The organism is Haloarcula sp. R1-2, assembly GCF_011627385.1.
GTDB lineage: Archaea > Halobacteriota > Halobacteria > Halobacteriales > Haloarculaceae > Haloarcula > Haloarcula marismortui.
Map to the genome: position 1 here is coordinate 319,566 of NZ_JAANTG010000004.1, position 18,419 is coordinate 337,984.

General features: G+C 54.6%; 16 protein-coding genes and 1 pseudogene. 12 read left to right on the forward strand and 5 right to left on the reverse strand.

Annotated elements, in window-relative coordinates; translation table 11 throughout:
- The first annotated feature begins 42 nt into the window (after positions 1-42).
- The 3 genes from G9C82_RS17760 to G9C82_RS17770 all read left to right on the forward strand — a co-directional run bounded on the left by G9C82_RS17760 (position 43) and on the right by G9C82_RS17770 (position 1,493).
- The gene (locus G9C82_RS17760) at positions 43-492 is read left to right on the forward strand and encodes a hypothetical protein (protein ID WP_127014841.1); all 450 of its coding nucleotides are present in this window, start codon (positions 43-45) and stop codon (positions 490-492) included.
- A 330-nt stretch (positions 493-822) separates the two neighbouring features.
- On the forward strand, positions 823-1,083 hold the full coding sequence (locus G9C82_RS17765; RefSeq protein WP_127014842.1) for an AbrB/MazE/SpoVT family DNA-binding domain-containing protein: 261 nt from the start codon (positions 823-825) through the stop codon (positions 1,081-1,083).
- On the forward strand, positions 1,080-1,493 hold the full coding sequence (locus G9C82_RS17770) for a hypothetical protein (protein WP_127014843.1): 414 nt from the start codon (positions 1,080-1,082) through the stop codon (positions 1,491-1,493). Before G9C82_RS17765 ends, G9C82_RS17770 begins: the two co-directional genes overlap by 4 nt.
- Positions 1,494-2,182: 689 nt before the next feature.
- Here the strand turns inward: G9C82_RS17770 and G9C82_RS17775 are convergent.
- Both G9C82_RS17775 and G9C82_RS17780 read right to left on the reverse strand, forming a co-directional pair.
- Positions 2,183-5,194: a type IV secretory system conjugative DNA transfer family protein gene (locus G9C82_RS17775; protein WP_127014844.1), complete on the reverse strand. Its 3,012-nt coding sequence runs from the start codon at positions 5,192-5,194 to the stop codon at positions 2,183-2,185.
- A gap of 26 nt (positions 5,195-5,220) precedes the next feature.
- Entirely contained in the window at positions 5,221-5,655 is a 435-nt protein-coding gene (locus tag G9C82_RS17780) for a hypothetical protein (protein ID WP_127014845.1), read from the reverse strand.
- A 417-nt stretch (positions 5,656-6,072) separates the two neighbouring features.
- Between G9C82_RS17780 and G9C82_RS17785 the strand changes: the two genes are divergently transcribed.
- Positions 6,073-6,330, forward strand: coding sequence for a hypothetical protein (locus G9C82_RS17785; RefSeq protein ID WP_127014846.1), 258 nt, complete (start codon positions 6,073-6,075; stop codon positions 6,328-6,330).
- A 318-nt stretch (positions 6,331-6,648) separates the two neighbouring features.
- Here G9C82_RS17785 and G9C82_RS17790 read toward each other — a convergent pair whose 3' ends face one another.
- Together G9C82_RS17790 and G9C82_RS17795 are read right to left on the reverse strand one after the other, a co-directional pair.
- Positions 6,649-7,635: an NAD(P)-dependent oxidoreductase gene (locus G9C82_RS17790; RefSeq protein ID WP_127014847.1), complete on the reverse strand. Its 987-nt coding sequence runs from the start codon at positions 7,633-7,635 to the stop codon at positions 6,649-6,651.
- A complete protein-coding gene (locus tag G9C82_RS17795; RefSeq protein WP_164734777.1) occupies positions 7,635-8,921 on the reverse strand; it encodes a nucleotide sugar dehydrogenase in 1,287 nt (428 codons plus the stop codon). The genes G9C82_RS17790 and G9C82_RS17795 overlap by 1 nt, the downstream gene beginning before the upstream one ends.
- 113 nt (positions 8,922-9,034) lie before the next feature.
- Here G9C82_RS17795 and G9C82_RS17800 point away from each other — a divergent pair, with 113 nt between their 5' ends.
- The 8 genes from G9C82_RS17800 to G9C82_RS17835 all read left to right on the forward strand — a co-directional run bounded on the left by G9C82_RS17800 (position 9,035) and on the right by G9C82_RS17835 (position 17,548).
- On the forward strand, positions 9,035-10,462 hold the full coding sequence (locus G9C82_RS17800; protein WP_127014849.1) for a polysaccharide biosynthesis C-terminal domain-containing protein: 1,428 nt from the start codon (positions 9,035-9,037) through the stop codon (positions 10,460-10,462).
- Positions 10,463-10,545: 83 nt separating this feature from the next.
- Positions 10,546-11,328, forward strand: coding sequence for a class I SAM-dependent methyltransferase (locus tag G9C82_RS17805; protein WP_127014850.1), 783 nt, complete (start codon positions 10,546-10,548; stop codon positions 11,326-11,328).
- Complete coding sequence (locus tag G9C82_RS17810) at positions 11,328-12,635, forward strand: hypothetical protein (RefSeq protein ID WP_127014851.1); 1,308 nt, start codon at positions 11,328-11,330, stop codon at positions 12,633-12,635. The genes G9C82_RS17805 and G9C82_RS17810 overlap by 1 nt, the downstream gene beginning before the upstream one ends.
- A gap of 39 nt (positions 12,636-12,674) precedes the next feature.
- On the forward strand, positions 12,675-13,490 hold the full coding sequence (locus G9C82_RS17815; RefSeq protein WP_127014852.1) for a glycosyltransferase family 2 protein: 816 nt from the start codon (positions 12,675-12,677) through the stop codon (positions 13,488-13,490).
- Positions 13,491-13,517: 27 nt separating this feature from the next.
- Entirely contained in the window at positions 13,518-14,801 is a 1,284-nt protein-coding gene (locus tag G9C82_RS17820; RefSeq protein ID WP_127014853.1) for a sulfatase, read from the forward strand.
- Between the two features lie 11 nt (positions 14,802-14,812).
- Positions 14,813-15,580, forward strand: a complete 768-nt coding sequence (locus tag G9C82_RS17825) for a formyltransferase family protein (RefSeq protein ID WP_127014854.1) — start codon at positions 14,813-14,815, stop codon at positions 15,578-15,580.
- On the forward strand, positions 15,574-16,362 hold the full coding sequence (locus G9C82_RS17830) for a polysaccharide deacetylase family protein (RefSeq protein WP_164734778.1): 789 nt from the start codon (positions 15,574-15,576) through the stop codon (positions 16,360-16,362). The genes G9C82_RS17825 and G9C82_RS17830 overlap by 7 nt, the downstream gene beginning before the upstream one ends.
- Before the next feature lie 49 nt (positions 16,363-16,411).
- Positions 16,412-17,548 carry a glycosyltransferase gene (locus G9C82_RS17835; protein ID WP_127014856.1) on the forward strand — a complete coding sequence of 379 codons (1,137 nt, stop codon included), beginning with the start codon at positions 16,412-16,414 and terminating at the stop codon, positions 17,546-17,548.
- Between the two features lie 316 nt (positions 17,549-17,864).
- Here the strand turns inward: G9C82_RS17835 and G9C82_RS17840 are convergent.
- A pseudogene (locus G9C82_RS17840) lies at positions 17,865-18,316 on the reverse strand (IS1595 family transposase); the annotation flags it as partial.
- Between the last annotated feature and the right edge of the window lie 103 nt (positions 18,317-18,419).

The following is an 18,419-nucleotide window of genomic DNA, read 5'->3' on the forward strand; positions in this document are numbered from 1 at the left end:
CACAAACGGTATGTCGGACCACTCAAACGAGTAGGTAATCGGATGTCGGAAGAATCCGGGTCGCTGAGCCCCATTGATGCCGTCGGAAAGAAAATAAGCGCCATTAGCGATGGATCACTGGTCATCACCACTGTGCGAACGCTCGGATCTCGAACGAGTGATTTTGTTCAGGAGTCGTATTGCTATCGCTGGCTCACCAAGGAGCCCGATCCAGAGGTCATCGTCATCGATCTTCGGGAGACGTACACTGTCGGTCCGTTCATCGCACTACTGGATAGAATCATCCCGCACATCAAGCACGCATGGGAGCACTCGCATGTGGGTTTGGTCGCGGAAGGTGTGTTCGAACGCCTTAGTGAGGAGGTGTTCGACCCACTTGCTGAGACGCGTGGCTACGAGCTTGCAGCCGCTATCTTGACGCCGCCCGAGCCTCCAGAGCAAAAACGCACCGTAGTGGATGATTCAGAGTCTAACGAAGACGAACCGTCATAGTCCCCCCATTGTTAGACTTTTTGCAAGATTCCGTGGTTCATCGATACTTCGTCACAGGAGTGACACAGGGCGGTATGACACCAGTCGCACATGCGTACTCGCTAACGCAACAACGTTTCAGAGGTGTAAATCCGACATTTCGATCACATATTGCCCCGTAATATCCTGTCGTGCGCGTTACGACTTACCTATTCATTCGGTGGATAATCAACGGGATCCTATGGCCTACGACGGCCAGTGGGCACTTCGGATGCCGGCACGATGCACCAACCCAAACACTACGACCTGATTGACGGGAGATTCAAGTAATACGGGGTGTAATACTCTGATATGGGTGAAACGACGAAGGTCACGGAGAAGGGGCAAACGACAATTCCACGAGACCTCCGTGAAAAATACGGTATCGAGCCGGGTGACAGCGTGGAGTGGGTCGAGACAGAAGATGGCGTCATGTTGACGAAGGCGGTCGACGGCGGCGGACGCGGCATGTTGGTGCCCGATAATACTGACGAGAACACACGCGAAGAAATCGCACAGGAACTGACTCAGCGGATACACGCCCGGCGGACGAAGGAGACGCCCGATACGTGACGAAGTATGTCGTCGATTCGATGGGGTATCTCCGATATCTGGTCGATAGTCTCCCAGAGGAGGCAAGCACGATCTTCGACCGCGCCGAAGCCGGACTGGACGTGCTGTACGCACCGGATGTCGTCATCGGCGAGACGCTGTACGAAGTGGCGTTTGGCGGCGAAGTCGCGGGCGTGCCGCTTCAGGGAAACCCGAACAATGTGTATCGCCGAACTGTGACGAACGGCCCTATCGACGTGGTCGCTCTCGACGAGCACGCGATGGCTATCTACGCAGGCCTCACCGAGTTCTACGAAGCAGAACTCCACGACGGACTGATTCATGCTGCACACCGAACGCTCAACACCGAGGCGGTCATCTCCGACGATAGTCACCTGCGCCAGAACGGGGTCGAACTCGTCTGGGACTGATACGGATTGTTGTAGATTATTTCTGGATGATGCCGACCCCAGGGGCGACGTATACCGGCACATCGCTCCAACAATCCGTATCAGGACTACATAATCCGAGATACACTGGCGAATCCCTCACAGACAGAGTACGGGCGTGTATCGACTGCGATGGTGTGTTACCTGCGCTACTCACAGCGTCACACTTCGACAATTCGTCCGGTAGAATAGATTAAAACCGAAAATACGGTGTTCTGTGAAAGGTGAGACAGACGTTCGAGACCACTATGGACAGACCACAGGGCCATAGCGATAGAACGCAAAACCAGCCACAGCAGCGCTGGACCGCTGTATTTACCATGTGTGAAGCCAGTATTGCCAGGACTAGGCCAGATGACTGGTCACACCTCATATCGACACTAGCGCCAGGATTGGCTGCTGCACAGCCCACATATAGGGGCATCAGCCCCGTCTGTGAGAACTATAATTCCAACAAAAACAGGCCACACAGGCCTTCTATACTGATGTGTGTAAATACTCAATCGCAACGTCACTTCTGGGGGACTACAGGTCTCCACACACTTCTTCCACTTCCTCCTCTTGCGGACCTGGTGGCGTTGTGTGGAAAATGACCCCACCTGTCGCGGAGGTCACGATTGCACACAGCGAATGAACCGGCCGTCACTTGCACACATCAGTGTCGCAGTGACTCACTCTCGAAGGTCGTCCCGAAGTGTCTCGACTGTTCGGACACTCGTCAACCCAGGCGTGTCGATTCGATACTGTTCAGGCGCCGTATTTGTGCTGTACTCTTTGTCGACACGCGGCGTGCCATCCGACGGATCATTCAGCGCGTCAAGAATACGAGCACCATCACTACGACTCGGCACGACCCAGATGGCCTCCTCGGGCTGTAGTTCAGCCATTTTGTCGAAATCAGCGACCACAGCCTCGGCGACATCATTATTGATCCGCTCGGCTTCCAGGGCGACAACAACCTCACCGGATGGGTCAACACCCACGACATCCAGACGGCGTCGATCAGATTCGTCGACAGCCTCCTGTGGATCGCTATCACCACCCATTGCGGACGCAGCAGACACTGCTACCGACGACCCTTGTGACGGCTCATAATACGGGATCACCTCGACCACAGGAGACGCATCGTCCTCGACGTATTCGCTGACGAGATAGCGCCGGCCGACTTCCACCATGAGAACATGCTCGCTTGTCTCCTCGAGGTCGCCCTTTCTGTGGCCATGATCGATGCCCTTGCGATGGCCCTCGTTGATCAGAGTCCGGCCGGCATGGGTTATCGAATACAGCAGGTGGGGTTTCTTTTTATCTCGTTTCAACAGGCCGGCGTCGATCAGGGTATCCACAGCCGACTTCTCGATGCCTAGATACTCGCGTAGTCGTTGCATCGAGTCCCAGACGATATCGTAAGCGCGCCGGTCCAGCGTGAGTGACTGTGCATTATACACCGCCTGAAGGAAGTACAGTTGCCGGAGACTATACTCAGTGGCCGTTCGTTCGTCGGCAGACATGTTGAGATGGAGGTCACAGATCGGAATATTCGCATCATCAACCTCTTCGACTGCCGAGCAACAACTGATACCATCGTACAACCCATCGACGGTGGGGTTGTGTTGGGTATCACACTCGGTGCACGCCAGTGCATGTGAGTCCTCCACGTAGGCAACCGTCGGTGGCATCCGCTCAGTAAACGGTAACGCGCTGTCAACAGCGGACAGTGGCGACCCGGACTCGGTCGATGTGCTGTCCGTCTCAACTGTCTCCGTATCAGGTGAGTCAGCGATACTGACGCCGAACCTGTCCGCCGACCGCTGCTTCGCGGATGTGATCGCCTCTCGTACCCTGCGAGGCGGGATGTCTGGGGTGTCCGAATGCTCGGGATGTCCTTCGGGAAGCGGAAGTGAATTGACCTCGAACGGTTGTGGTTCCGGCATCCCATACTCTGATGGGAGCGACGCAAGCCACTGACCACTGGCAAGCGAACCAAGTTTGCGTTTGATCTGGCGTCGCGGGACAGCTGCAGTATCGAGGCGTTCTGCCAAGTGCTCGTCGACGGGGACATTTCCGGTCACGAACGTCGAGACGTTGTTCAACAGCCGCTTGTAGGCCCCTTCGTCGGTGTCTTTGATCTGGCCGGGGAACTGTGTTGCAAGCGTCAGCGAGACGCCGAAACTGCGGGACTGATCGAGCATCTCACTGATGAGGTCGGTCGTGGCGAGGCTTGCAGCCTCCTCGAGATACACATTGACAAGCGGCAGTTCCTGGCTTGACGATTGAATCTCAGAGTTGGGTGTCTCGCAGTCGTCGGACGACTCTGTGTCGGTAGTCTGTGAGTTGCCGAGCAGATCACGGCGCTGCTGGCGTCGTTTGAGTGCACTCCAGAGATTCGAGAGCACGACGAGCGTCACGGCACGCTGTGCGTGTTGTCGCAGCTCACCAACATCGAAGATGATGACCGCATCGTCGTCGAGAAAGTCAGCCAGGTCGAAGCGGTCGGACTCCGCATCGGGGACTGTGTTGAACAGCGCCTTGAGCCGTGCATCGAGCGAGATCTTATCCAGTCGCGTTGCGACACCGCCAATGATGTTGTCAAACGTACGTGAGCCGTTGTTCGCGACTGTCGCCATATCTCGTGCAAGGTCCGCATCACTGACCGGTGGTGGGGTCTGGTCCTCCTGGAGTTTCGCCGCTTCCGCTTTGAGGTCCGCATGTGTGAACGCATCGGCCCCATACACCGGGTCGAACTGGGCTTTCAGCAGATACCGGATGACGTCCGGCGAGCGCACGGCGTCGTCGAAAGTATCACCCGCCATGATTTGGCGGAGGATCTCCATATAATGATCGACGGTGCGTTCGACTGCGGTCGTCCGCTTGACGCCAGCAGCAAGGTCGGCACGGATATCTAACAGTGATACTGCCGGCAGCGTTTCCGAGCAGTCGAAATAGTACACGTTCTCGAGGTTGTCATGGCGCGCATAGTGGGCCCGCAGGTAGTTTACGACCATCTCGCCACCCTTGGGCTCGAAAAGAATGTTGGCACCATCGGTTGCGGCGTAGTTCTCGAGGATAGCGTTGATGAGTGCGACCGACTTCCCTGATCCACTCTTGCCGAACAGCCCGATGTGCTGGGGTTGGAGCGCGGGTGGGACAGCGATTCGTGTGTCGTCGCCGGTCTCGGAGCGGTATCGACCAACCGGGAAGCCCCCGTTGGTATACTGGTCCAGCAGGTCCGTCGACGGCCCGGTGTCGGTCGTCTGTTCCTCCGGGAGGACGCCGAGTGCTTGCTGTCCACGTTTCGTCAGTGCGTTGCCATCGAGCAGACAGAAATTTCCGATTTCGCTGTTGTCGGCGACGATACCCCGGCTGGTGTATTCGGTCAGTCCCCATCGCTGCCGCCAGCTATCGTATGCTGGCGAGTGGATGCGGCGGGCCCGGATGTCATCCCGGACATCGTCTGTCTCTGTCGTCGTCTGGCCAGTAATACTGTAATGCTGGCCGCTTGTCGCCTCAAGTGCGCCAGCTAACTTTTCCCCGAGAGCGTTTTCCTCTGGTCCCGCGCCCGCGATGAGGGCCCGGATGGACATCGTGAACGCACAGCCGACGTTTCGGGTGTCAAGCAACTCAATCCGCTCCCTTGCTTCCTGACTTGGGTCGTCACTTACCTCGCTGCCAAATGTCTCGAACACTCGTTCAGTCCAATAATTTTCCAATGTTATCTTGCCTTTTTGCAACAGCTTTTTCGGTCGTGTCGGTCGGAACTAAAATTCGGCTTACGCTGGAAACACACCTGGAACAGGCAGGGACGGTTTGTCTCTCCAAGGGTTTCGGGCACTGCAGCCAACGGTTGATTCTCAGCGGTTGTATTATCAGTATCAGCAGCCCAGTCATCGAAACGTGAAAGCGGCATCGTCCAATCCCAGGGACTCGCGGGGTCGCCGTAGTATTCAACCGCAGTGAACTCCTCGGCACTCTCAGTTATCTGTGCAAGCGGTTCGGTTTCGACTGTCGATAATTGGTACTCGTTTGGAAGGTGTGTCTCAAGTTGTTGTCCGAGCCATGTCTGTTCCTCCTTTGGATCAGTCCCGACATAGTAGTCCAGCGTGGGACCGGTTTCGCCTGGCGTTGTAGTTATGACCCACTCGTACACTGGTGGTGGGTCATCTTTGAACGCTTCCCGCCCATTTTCAAAGAGATCACGGATATCATCTAATATCCCGTCGCTGGCATCCGTCCGTTCGTGACTCTAAATAGCACGGAACAGATTGGTTGCCATTCGATTCGAAATAGAATCGGTTGCAGGCGTCAGTTCGAGATATTCTCGTTCAGCAATGTCGCGGTTCGGCATCTGGTGAGGTGCTTGATAGAGGTATGTATTAAATCATCTCGACCTATTTTCAAAGCTAATAATGGTTAGTAGAATATACTAACGTGGTTGGATTTTTTAATCAGCCTTCTCAGAATAGACAGAACCACGTTACCAACTGCTACTAAAGATAACACACTCGACAGGTATTCAGTTTCGTGGCGGAGTGGCGCCTGGAAAGCGGTCCGGGTGTCACAAACCATGTCTGAGAACAAATGTACGTCCGGTGACGACCCGGGCACTGACGGCACAGCAACTGACTATGCATCGACAGGCGACTCGCTTGAGATCCGGTACAGAGACCGCAGTGGGGTGTGGCGGCGGATACACTTTGAACCGCGCCCGGACGGCCCTGGATGGTACCGGCATGAAGAAGAGTGGACTGGCTGTCACTGGCGCCCCGTCGGCCGTGAGACGGTGACGGACCTGTGGTGGCAGACCAACGTCAGTGGACAGTGACGTAATCGGCAGCGATAGCACGTAGTTCGTCACACTACGTAAGAAGTCGAGAACCCGTTTATAAGAAATTAGTAGCGCTTCACTGCGAGTGTGGATACTCGGTTAGGAATGATCGCCCAGTCTCACTCAATCCGTACGTGAGAGGGAATTGTGACGTGTCGGGAACTCGGAATCGACGTTGATGTGAACGAGAACCTTGCAGCACCTAGGTTCTCTTGTCTTCTTTTCCCCCCTCAATACGTCAAACACGATCGGATGTCATGGCTGGGGGGAGCCAGGAATGTTAAGCAAGTGGTTAATCAGATCCTCACCAATGCGTCATAGCTCGTGCAGAGTTTCGAGGTTGTCAATGCACCGTTCAAGTGAGTTATGGAGTTTTACCTCAGGGTCCCACCCGAAGTGCTCTCTGGCTTTCTGTACCTCTGGCACCCGTCGTTTGACGTCGTCCTCGTAGATTTCGACATGCTCGAAATTGAGTTCTTCTCCCTTGATGATACCCCGGTCAACACCGCGCTGGAAGATGCGGCGGGCGAGCGCTTTCATTGTGACCGGCTCGGGGTTGGCGAGATTATAAGCCTCGTTCCGAGTTTCGGAAGCGAACGAGTAATTCGCGATGGCGGCGGCGACCTCGTCGATCCATGTGAAACAGCGCGTTTGTTCGCCGTCCCCGAATATCTCCATCGGGTTCTGCTTCTCGATTAGGATTTTTCGGAGGAAATCTGCGAACACGTGACTCATTCCAGGTTCGTCCTCAGCGATTTCGTAGGGTGTGATAATGTTGAACGGTCGCCAGATTGTATAATCAATGTCATACTGGCGTTGGAATGCTTGGCTTAACCGCTCACCGACAACCTTCGAGAGCCCGTAGTCCGTCGAGGGTACCCGCGAGTCCCAAACGTCGTCCTCTTGGTGTGGTGGGATGTCCTGCTCATATACCATTGAGGACGAAAGGTACGCGACGCGGCCGATGTTGTTCTCCCGCGCGGCCTCGAGAATGTTCCGGTGGATGGTGAGGTCGTTCGAAAGGATGTCTGCCGGGTATTCGTGGAATCCCTTGACCCCATAGATAAGGGCAGCGGCTGTGATTATGCCGTCGATATCAGCTGTTATATTCATGACCCGATCAAGATTAGTTAGATTGGCCTCGTAGAAATCGTACTTATCTGGGTCGACGACACGCGTGTGGTTGTAATCCTCGTAGCGCGCGTGATTGTCAACTCCGACGACTTCGTGGTCGTTTGCAAGCAGGTGCTTGATGGTCCACTGCATTAGTGACCCCTCGCTCCCCGTGACAAGAATACGCATTATTGTCCACCCCGCGCCGAGGTGACGGTCGTCTCGGTGATGTCGTTCAATGAGAAGTACCCGTTGTCCGAGCGATGTCTAACACGATCCCAAAACCCCCAGATATCGCAGACGTGGCACTTCTCGTTTCCGACGCGCGCTTTGAGGTCTTCGAGGTCGGTGAATTCAGAGTGCGGTGTCATCAAGATAATCCAGTCGCTCCCCTCGATGTCCTCCCAGTTGTCGAATCCTTCAACGTTCGGTTCGATACAGACCACGTCTCGGTATCCATTCATGCGAAGTTGCTTCCTTAGCTTAAACGCAACCGAGTTTCGGGTGTCGTCGGAGTCGGTTTTGTAGGTCATCCCAAGAATTGTAATCTTCTCCGGGTCGGGAGCCGTCTGCGCCATGCGTTCGACGATTTGCGACGGCATTCCCTCATTGATCTGGTACGCAGCCGAAACTAGTTCATTATATGGGATGTTATCGACGAGAAACCACCCATCCTTCGTTAGGCACGGTCCGCCGACGTTGGCGCCAGGGGACGGCACGTCGAATCGGGGATACTCGTGCCCGGTCTGGTCAAGGATTCTGTGGATATTCACATCGTGGTGTGTGCTAAACGACTCTGCGATGAGGTAAAACTCGTTAGCGGCTGCGAATGTGAGGTACCGCCACATATTAGTAAACAGTTTTCCCAGTTCGGCCTCGGTCGGTCTAAGCCGCGGGCACTCGGCCTCAACGAACGTTTTGAATACCTCGTGTGTCCGCTCGTAACTCTCATCATCGAATGTTCCAATGAGTTGCGGGAGTTGGACAATTTCCTCAAGTGCCTGATGCTGCGCGATGCGTTCAGGAGCGAAGGCAAGGAATATGTCATCTCCGACGCTAAATCCGTTTTCCTCCAGATGGTCGCATACGATGCTCGTCGTCCCTGGGTAGACCGTTGAGCGGAAGACGACCAACTGGTCCTCATGCAGGTGAGGGGTCAAATCGTCGATGAGTTCTAGGAACGCTTCCATGTCCGGGTTTTGGTGCTCGTCGATGGGCGTCCCGATGACGACGACTATCACGTCGCAGTTGCTTAATACTCCAAGTTCGGTGGTGGTCTGGAGGCGGTCGCGATCAAGGACCGTTTCGAGAACGTCCTCACCACCCGGTTCGTTGAATGGCATTTCTCCGTCCTGTATCCGGGCGAGCCGAGATTCGTCAGTATCAATAAGCGAGACTTCAAAGCCTGCGTCGGCCATCACAAGCCCGAGTGGCAGACCAACGTGGCCCCCCCCACCAATAATTCCGATGTTCATATAGTATCCCAAAGGCTCGATGTAAATACTTCTTTCCTGTTGAGGTCTATTCCGCTCCATGGCAGCAGATAGAAACGGTTTCGTATCGCAAGTCATCACGTAGGGTACACGGAATGAGCCTCTCTCGGACTGCAGCCGTTGAGTTTTCCTCTCGCGTAGGCCGCGCGCTGATCGCAGTTGCTCTTCTCGCTGTGTTCGTCCGGCTGTTAGGGGCGGACCGGTTCGGGAGTTTCATTCTCTTCGAAGCAGTTCTGGCGCTGGCGACTATCGTCGTGGATCTCGGTATCGGAAGCGCGGTCCAAAAACGGATGAGTGAAGGAAGTGGGGGTAAAATTCTTATTACAGCAATAGGCCTTCAAACAGCTCTGCTGGTGCCTGTCGGTGGGATGCTACTCGTTCTAAGCGATGTAGTGGATGGCTACATGGGTGCGCCGCTCACAACGTATCTCGTCCCAGCAATTGCCGCCCACCAACTCATGCGGCTTGGGCTTCACGCTCTCCGGGGGGAACTTCGTGTTGCAGAGGCGGCAGTCCTGCAGCTGGCAGCTGAACTACTTGTCCTCTTGGGCGGGTACTTGTTGGTTGTTAACGGTGGGGGTGTGACCAAACTTATTTGGGCATTCATAGGGAGTCGCGCAGCGGTTGCTGCACTGGCGCTGTTCAGGCTCAATACGCCGGCAGAGGCGCCGACACGACCAACAATCTCGTCGATACTCCAGTTCTCGAAGTATAATTTCGTCGCATCGGGACTGGGTGGTTCGATGTATAAGTGGATCGATACGTTCCTAATCGGGCTGTTCTTGACACAAGAATTGGTCACCGCGTACGAGACTGCCTGGCGTGTCTCAATGTCGGTAGCACTTGCATCGCAGGCGATTGGCTCGACAATGTTTCCCCAAGTAAGTGATTGGCACGCTGAAGGCCGTTTAGCCGAGATACGTCGGACGGTAAGCGACGGCTTATCCGGGGCGCTTGTGGTCGTGTTTCCAGCTATAGTCGGCTCGTTCTTCTTTGCGTCATCTGTCTTGTCAGTAGCGTTTGGAACGAGGACAAGCGTTGCTGCGGGCGCACTTGTTATCCTCGTCGTCGGCAAGTTTCCAGAGGCAGTCAACAACGTGGTCAGCAGGACCCTATTCGGACTTGACAAACCCCGACCTGTCGCCTTCGCAGCAATGGTCTTCATAGTCCTCAACCTCTCGCTGAACGTACTTCTCATCCCGCGGTTTGGTCTGATTGGCGCCGCTGTTGGGACGACGGTAGCTTTCTTCGTGAACACTGGGTTAAACGTCCTTTCCCTGAACGAGATTGTTTCGGTTAAACCTCAGTGGCGGACAATCGGGGTCTGTGTGGTTGCAGCCGTCTTGATGGGGGTTGTGTTGTCGATCGTGACCATTGAACTGGCCGTCGAATCGCTGACCGGTCTAGCCGCTGTCATAGGCGTTGGAAGTGTTGTGTACATAATTGGATTGGCTGCCGATAATCGATTCCGGTCACGGTTGCTTGTTATGATAAGTCTCCCAGTAAAGTGGCGAAACGACTAAAACCCGCCTCTGGTAACATCAGCTACGTGAATCCAATCGAACGCGCATTGCTGTACAGAAGGCGACATGGAGTAGTGGGGACGATGACGAAACTCCTCAGTAATCCGGGTCGAGTGAGACGTTTATTCACAGACACTCCACCGCACTTCTACCATCTCGAGGCGGATGTCCCACGTGTGGAAATGAAAGATTTTATTATCGGGATTTCGGGTGCAGATGCCGCGACGGTCGACAAGTATCTGAAAGAAATCCGAGATCACGACCGGTTCGTAGCTGCGATTGAGGACGGTTTCGCGAAGACGGCTGAAAGACCGGACAACCTTTCTCAGAATTGGCGTGAGATGCTCTACGCGCTCGTTCGAGCTAAGGAACCCGACACTATTGTTGAAACCGGAGTCTACGACGGACTAAGTTCAGCGTACATCCTTCAGGCGATCAGCGACGCAGGGTACGGTCATCTTGTATCCATCGATATTAACGATACGACGTACATGCCGACAGACCTCCCTATGCCCGATGTGAACACCGGTTGGCTAGTTCCTGAATGCCTCCAATCGAACTGGAATCTAAAATATGGAGACGCCCGCGAACTTCTCCCAAAAGTCGTCGAACAAACGCCGCCTACCGTATTCCTCCACGACTCACTCCATACTAAGGAACATATGCTCTTCGAATTCGAGACAGCTATCGAATCGATGGGTAGTGGTAACGTCCTCCTCTCGGACAATGTGATGTTCAACGATGCTTTCGAGACGGTCGCGGACCAATATCTCCGAGATGTCCAGTTTCTCAATAACACGACCGAGACGATCACTCACGAAGGTAAAGAAATTGACGACCGGTTCGGCGGTGGTGTAGTTCGGTAATGGCAACCCTGATGTCCTCAATTGACTCCTCCAAAGGCGGGGTCCAGAAGGTCGTGGGTTTAGCCATACTTATTGGCCTCTTCATTACCCAAGTTGGCCTTCCAAGAATTGTCGGAGCGGGATCGAACGTTCGCTTCCTCCTGATGACCCAAGCTCTTGTGTATGCAGGATTACTTGGTTGCTTGTTCTTGCTTATCCGACCGCGGGTTCGCCTGTGGGTTGACCGAGATTTCGCTATGGCGTACGCCGGTCTACTTGGACTAGTCGTACTGGGGGTCGTTGCACTGGCCGTCGGAATCGTGCGCGGACACCCTCGTCTCGATGTCGTGGGAGACTTCTACAAGTTCGTCCTGCCGGCAGCGACTGTCTTGGGGATTTATGTGTGGGCGAGCTCTCGAACTCCGCTGCAGCGAGTGGCCGCCGCTGGTCATCACCTGTATCTCCTCGGGCTTATCCCCGTTCTTTCCCTCTACCTCGGTGGTTACCTCGAGCCGAACGAGCGACTGGTATTTGTCTATGCGTTCCCAACGATACTCGTCATTTCCTACTGGCTGTTTCGCAGCGGGAACCGTGTCGCAAAGTTTGGGTTCCCCGTGATGGCTATCACAAGCGTGGCTGTTGTCTACTACTCTCAGTCGTTGCTTTTGCTCATCGAAGTTGCAACTCTATTGCCGTTAACAGTTGTCTACTATCGGATTCGGAATGTCCAGAGGGCAGTCTGGTTGGGTAGTAGTACGACATTAATCCTTGGGTTGCTGCTCATGTTTGTTATTACCCAGCTTTCTCCAGGTGCGTTAGAGTCCGCCGGCTACCTCGGGAGCAAACTCTCCGCACTCTCGGGCGATTACACGCTCTACGAACGTTCTATACAACTTGGGGGAAGCCGAGCCGCCGAACCGGGTGGCGTTATAGCTGCCGTATCTAGCGACCTGTTCTCGATGTTGTTCGGTGTCGGAATGGGCAGTACGTTCGTTGTTACGTCACCGTTCCCGGATTCTATCTGGGTCGGTACGGACCACTTCGTTCATGCCGGGTTCTGGGAAGCCATCCTGCGAACGGGACTGCTTGGTGGCGTAGCGTACCTACTTTTAGCGTCAAGCTACCTCCACTTCGGCTGGCGGGTTCGTCGACTGGACCGGCTCGGCGCGCTCGTTTGTGCGAAGGCCACCTTCGTCATCGTCTTTTTGCCGGTCAGTGGGAAGCTTATCGGACCAAAGTTTCTCGATTTCTTCCTCTTCGCGTACGCGATGGTGGTCATCGCGGAACGCTATGCAGGCTCCCAGTCTGGTCAGGACGCCGCAAAGTGAACAAAGGTTTATTCCGACCAGTCCAACGACGGTTAACACATGTTGAAGCTCTCAATAGTGACTATCTGCTACAATTGCCGGGACGAGATTGAAGATACCATTAACAGCGTTCTCGATCAGACGTACGACCACATCGAGTATATCGTCATAGATGGCGCATCAACCGATGGTACCGCAGAGTATTTGGCCGACCGCGCGGACGAATTTGACACATTCGTCTCCAAGCCCGACGATGGCATCTACAGCGCGATGAATAAGGGGCTCAGACGCGCCACCGGCGACTACATCATGTTCGTTAATGGTGGCGATCGTCTCATAAATTCGAGCGCCATTGAGCGTGTACTCAACCGAACGGATGTCCGGGAGGAACGTCCGGTCATTATATCTGGCCGGATCGAATTGATGTACGAGGGCGAACCAATGGAGTACTACAGGCCGTGGCGAGCCGGGGCGGAAGGTCCTGGACTCCCACACCCTGCAACCATGGTTGACCGGGAGGTCCACCAAGCCCACCCCTTCGACGAGCAATATACATATATAGGAGATTACGAGTTGTGGGCGCGTTTTCGCGACGAGCAGGTCTACGACGTCATGTACGTGGACGATGTGCTCACATTGTTTGACGTAGAGGGTATCTCGAATTCCTCGGACGTAGCGTTTGAGCGGTACCTCGAACGAAGCTTCATCGATTACAAGTACACCGGCGAGTTCGGAATAGGCGATGCGGCACTGCTCCTATTCCTCCCACTCGTCCGACAACTTTTAAGTACGATGCTGGGACAACGAAAGTTTATCAAATTACTACGGTATCGACGGCTCGTGAAACGCTTTGTTCAGGAGCAATCGAAGAATTAAACTAACGAAACGACTAGGCATTCATAGATGAGTTCTTACGATATAGTTCTCATTACAATAGATTCATTGCGGGCCGACAGCGTCGGATTCTTAGACCCGGACGCACCGTCAACGCCGAATATGGATGCGTTCGCCGATGACGCCACGCTCACAGCAGCTGCTACTACCCCAAGCTCGCACACTCGGGCCTCCGTCCCCGCAATCCTCACCTCACAATATGCCCACCGCTTTTTTACGAACTTTTTACAAGACATTGAGACACCAACAATCGCTCAACGGCTCTCGGACGTGGGATACAGTACTGCCGCGTTCCATTCGAACCCGCTCTTGTCGCGACACTTTGGCTACGAACGGGGATTCGACGAGTTCTCTGACGGTCTCCGATTCTTCGAAGAGACCCAGCTTCCTGAGAAGGCGACTAGACTCTACTCGAAAGTCGTCCGGCTACTTCAGCGGTATCCCTACCAGCCTGCCCAAACTATCACCCAACAAGCGGTCGACTGGCTCGCCAGCAACGACGACGATTCTCCTCTGTTCCTCTGGGTCCACTACATGGATCCTCACGGGCCGTACGCTCTTGATCGCAATCGCGGCTATCTGGACAAGTTTCAGTCTGAACGACTGTGGCACAAGGCTGTTTCTGAGCCTGAAGCGGTGACTAACGACGAACTTGCCCGGCTTCGTGCGGGCTATCGAGGGGAGATTGAGCACACCGACCAGAAACTCGAACCGCTGTTCGATGCTATCAACCGGTATACCGACGATGCGTGTGTTGTCCTCACGGGCGACCACGGCGAAGAGTTCCGTGAACATGGAGAATTCACTCATATGCCGAAGCTTTACGAGGAGGTGACTCGAGTTCCGTTCGTCCTTAACATCCCCGAAGTCGAAGATCTCTCGGCACCGGACCCGATTACGCTCCTAGACGTGCTCCCGACGCTGCTGGACCATGTTGATGGGGCCGAGGTCAATCCCTCAGTCGGAATAAACCTGGTGGCACCGGCGAACGACCGAGAGTACGTCGTCGCGGAGACCAACCCAGACGATGGAGGGGCTATTGTTGGGATCCGCGGTAACCGGTATAAATATATTTCGGATGGAACTGAGCGTGAGCTGTACGATTTGGTTAACGACCCTAGCGAACAGAAGAACATGGCAGGATCCGGTCATGATGGCGAGGAGCTACTGGAACGGACACTTCAAGAGCATTTAGAAGAGTATCGGTTCGACGGTGGCGACAAGCTCAATGCAACAGCAGGAAAGATGGACAGCGAAATGCAGGGTCGGCTGGAAGATCTTGGATACCTATGAGGACAGTCCTAATGCGGCACGAGGACTCACGCTTTGAGGAAGAAGTCATCGGGCCGTGGCTCGCGAGCGTCTCGGACTTAGTTGGCGTCGTCATTATCCGGAATAAGTGCGAAAGAACGGTAGCTCGTGCCAGACGGGAACTCCACCGGAGTGGTGTGCTCGGATTCGCGGATGTCCTTTCATTCCGCTTGTACTACCGGATTCGGCTCGCCGAGCAGGAGAGCAAGAAGATAGACCGACTCATCGAGTCTGCGAGCGCTGAGTACTCTGCCGTTCCAGACGATGTGCCTCGGATCACTGTTGACGACCCAAACGACGAACCAACCAAAGAGTTCCTCCGCGAGATTAACCCTGACGCAGCAGTCGCTCGGATTAAGCTCCTGCTTGATGCTGACGTCTTCAGCATCCCGAACGCTGGCACTTACGTCATCCACCCTGGAATCTGTCCGGAGTACCGAAATGCACACGGCTGTTTCTGGGCACTAGCGAACGGAGAACCGGAAAAGGTCGGATATACATTCCTCCGAATCGATGAGGGGATCGACACAGGACCGATCATCGCTCAGGGCGGTACAGAATTTGATCCGTCTGAAGACGGCCACCTTTATATTCAGTACAAGGTTGTCGCGGACAACCTCGATGAAATCGGGGGCGCACTTAAACATGCTGTCGAGAGTAACTGTGACTCCCTAGACGTAACCGGTCGGGAAAGCGACGTATGGGGACAGCCCCGACTCAGTGCATACCTCCGCTGGAAGCGGCAGGCGAGACGATGGTAGCGCGCGACCATCCAGGAGCGTCGCTGCTCTACCACGACATCGTCCCACGCGACCAAAACGAGTCGACGGGAATCGTCACCGACGGGTCTTGGCGGTACAAGATTCCGCCCGATTCCTTCCGCGCACACCTTGATCGAATCGTGGCCTCCCACTACGAGGTCCAAACACTACCGGCGGCCGACGTTGACCGTCCACTGTTGTTGACGTTCGACGACGGTGGCGTGAGCTGCGCCGAGACGGCAGCGCCGCTCCTCAAAGAATACGGCATGCGAGGACACTTCTTCGTCATAACGGGGCGCATCGGTGAGGAGGGCTACCTTGACCGTCACCAGATCCGGACACTGGCCGACGACGGACATCATATCGGGAGCCACACAGTCACTCACCCGAATCTTCGAGAGCTCTCGCCGGTCGACCGACGCCAAGAACTTAGGGAGAGCAAGCGCGAACTCGAGCAACTGTTCGATGAAGAGTGTATATCTATCTCTATCCCTGGTGGGTTCGTCGACAAGAAGGTGATTGCCGATGTATTTGAGGCCGGCTATGAATTCGCGTTTGTTTCGGAACCTCGGTACTTACCAAAATCGATGAGTGACTGCCCCCTCGGACGGTGGAATATGTGGCACGATACGACTGCTGACGATATCAAAGCGATTCTTGACCGGAATCTCCGTACGCGGCTTCAGATCCAGGGCCGATGGTATGCGTTAAAGATGGTGAAGCGACTCGTCGGTCAGCATCGTTACGAATGGATCCGCAGCCCGTTCGTCTCTCAAGACTGAGGGCGGTGAACCGGTAGGCTTAATCGGATTCTATGACAGGGTTCAACCGATGATATGGCTGATTATTTTCATTGTCAGCGCCGGACTTGTGGCTTGGCATTACATTATATATCCAGCTGTCATTGCCACGATTTCTGGTTTATCGGGTCGTAATAACCGTCCGTCCTTTGATGATGGTTCATTTCCGGAGATCTCGATTATCGTCATCGCTCACAATGAGGCCGATGTCATTGAAGAACGCATTCAGAACATCAAGTCAGTCGACTATCCATCGGAGAGGATCGAACTCATTGTCGCATCTGACGCGTCTACTGACCGTACCGTCGAACTGGCTCGCGCGGCTGGAGCCACCGCATTCGATAATACACCACACAATAAATCAGAGACGAGGAACATGGCCGTTGATATGGCAACCGGTGACATCATCCTCTTCACCGACGCAGACACGCGGTACGAGCCTACCTGCGTTCGCCGTATCGTCGACCGGTACGCCGATAATGACGTTGGAGCGGTCTGCGGAACTCTGAGATCGGAGAGCTTTGATGAGGGAGCGATCGGGCAGGGAATGGGACTCTACTGGCGATGGGAGCAACTCCTCCGTCGGTGGCAGGGTGACTTGGGACTCCTTGTGAAAATGTCCGGTGCTAATATGAGCATGCGTCAAGCGGCATTCAAATCCGTTCCAGAGGATGTCGACATAGACCAGAGTGCCGCATTTACTGCCCTGCTCGGAGGGTGGCGTACCGAGTTCGCTCATGACGCGGTTGCGCACGAACAGTTCCCGATATCGACATCTGGGGAGTTCTCCACACGGCAAAGACTGACGATTCGGGCACTAACCGCACTCTGTCGGTTTCGGGCGGCCTTCGACCCTCGGCGCCCACTACTCGCGTTGACGACGTTTTCGTACTGGCTGCTACGTTATCTAATCCCGTTTCTCCTTCTGGTCGTGCTCTTGTCGTCGGCTGCCCTGAGCACGACGTCACGAATCGCGTTAGTATTTCTGGTAACACAGATATTCTTCTACACTCTAGCGACGATCGGCTACGCCGCAGACCGGAACAACGCTGATTTACCCGGTGTTTCGTTCGCGTTTAGTTATTGCTGGGCGAACCTCGGCGTCGCAGTCGGTGTTATTCGGTACATCAGCGGCGATCGAGTTTACGCGTACAGTTCCGTTGACTAACCTGTTGGAATCCTCTATTACTCCTGAAGTTGCCCAACGAAGGTATTCGGAGTCTTATCGCTATTGTACTCAGGGTATTAGCTAATAGGAAGGTTACTTGATGAAGAGGTACAGAAAGTCTTGGATACTCGAGACAGTCGTTATACACAAGCAGCACCTGAGAAAGAGGACAATCTCGACGGCCTCACGCTACAACAGATTGCATCAATTGTTGGCCTATCCAGACTCACGGCTTTCGACGATGTCGTCCGAATCCACTGTCCAAGCTGCGGTGAAGAAATGCATGATCGCTCTTGTAGCGTAGATTGTTGGTAAATTAGAGTGCGGTTTTGAGGATGGTTTTGAGCGCTTCTTTCCCCGGTTTTCGATGGACACGACGACGAGTTGGAATGCTCTGAGATACGGTGTCAGTTTGTCCTTTGAGATACCTCGATGGGGCGAGAGCCAGGATCGCGCTAGCGATCCGTGACTCTCGCAAGTATTGACGTGAACATCTCCATCGGCATATTCGCCGTCGCCGTGGACGACGTATTCGCGGTCAAATGCGTCGTCCTCATCAAGCGGTTCGTACGCTCGAAAGCCGTCGGTATAGACCTTGATCGACTCCTCTTTGCGGTCGGCAAGCAGGAGTCGAATCGTCGACTCGTCAGCGGCTTTCGCTGGCAGCACGAAGCGGTCGCCGCTTCCGCGGTCAGCGAGAATGAACACCGGCGGCTTGTCCTCGGCGTATGTACCACGTCCGCACGTGGACAGGCCACGCGAGCGCGACTCTAGTACCTAGCGTAACTTTTGAAGATAGCCACCGAGATAGTTGTCGATCCAAGAGGCCGCGAAACTCAGCTGAGCTGTGAGCTTCTCAAAGAGTTCGGTG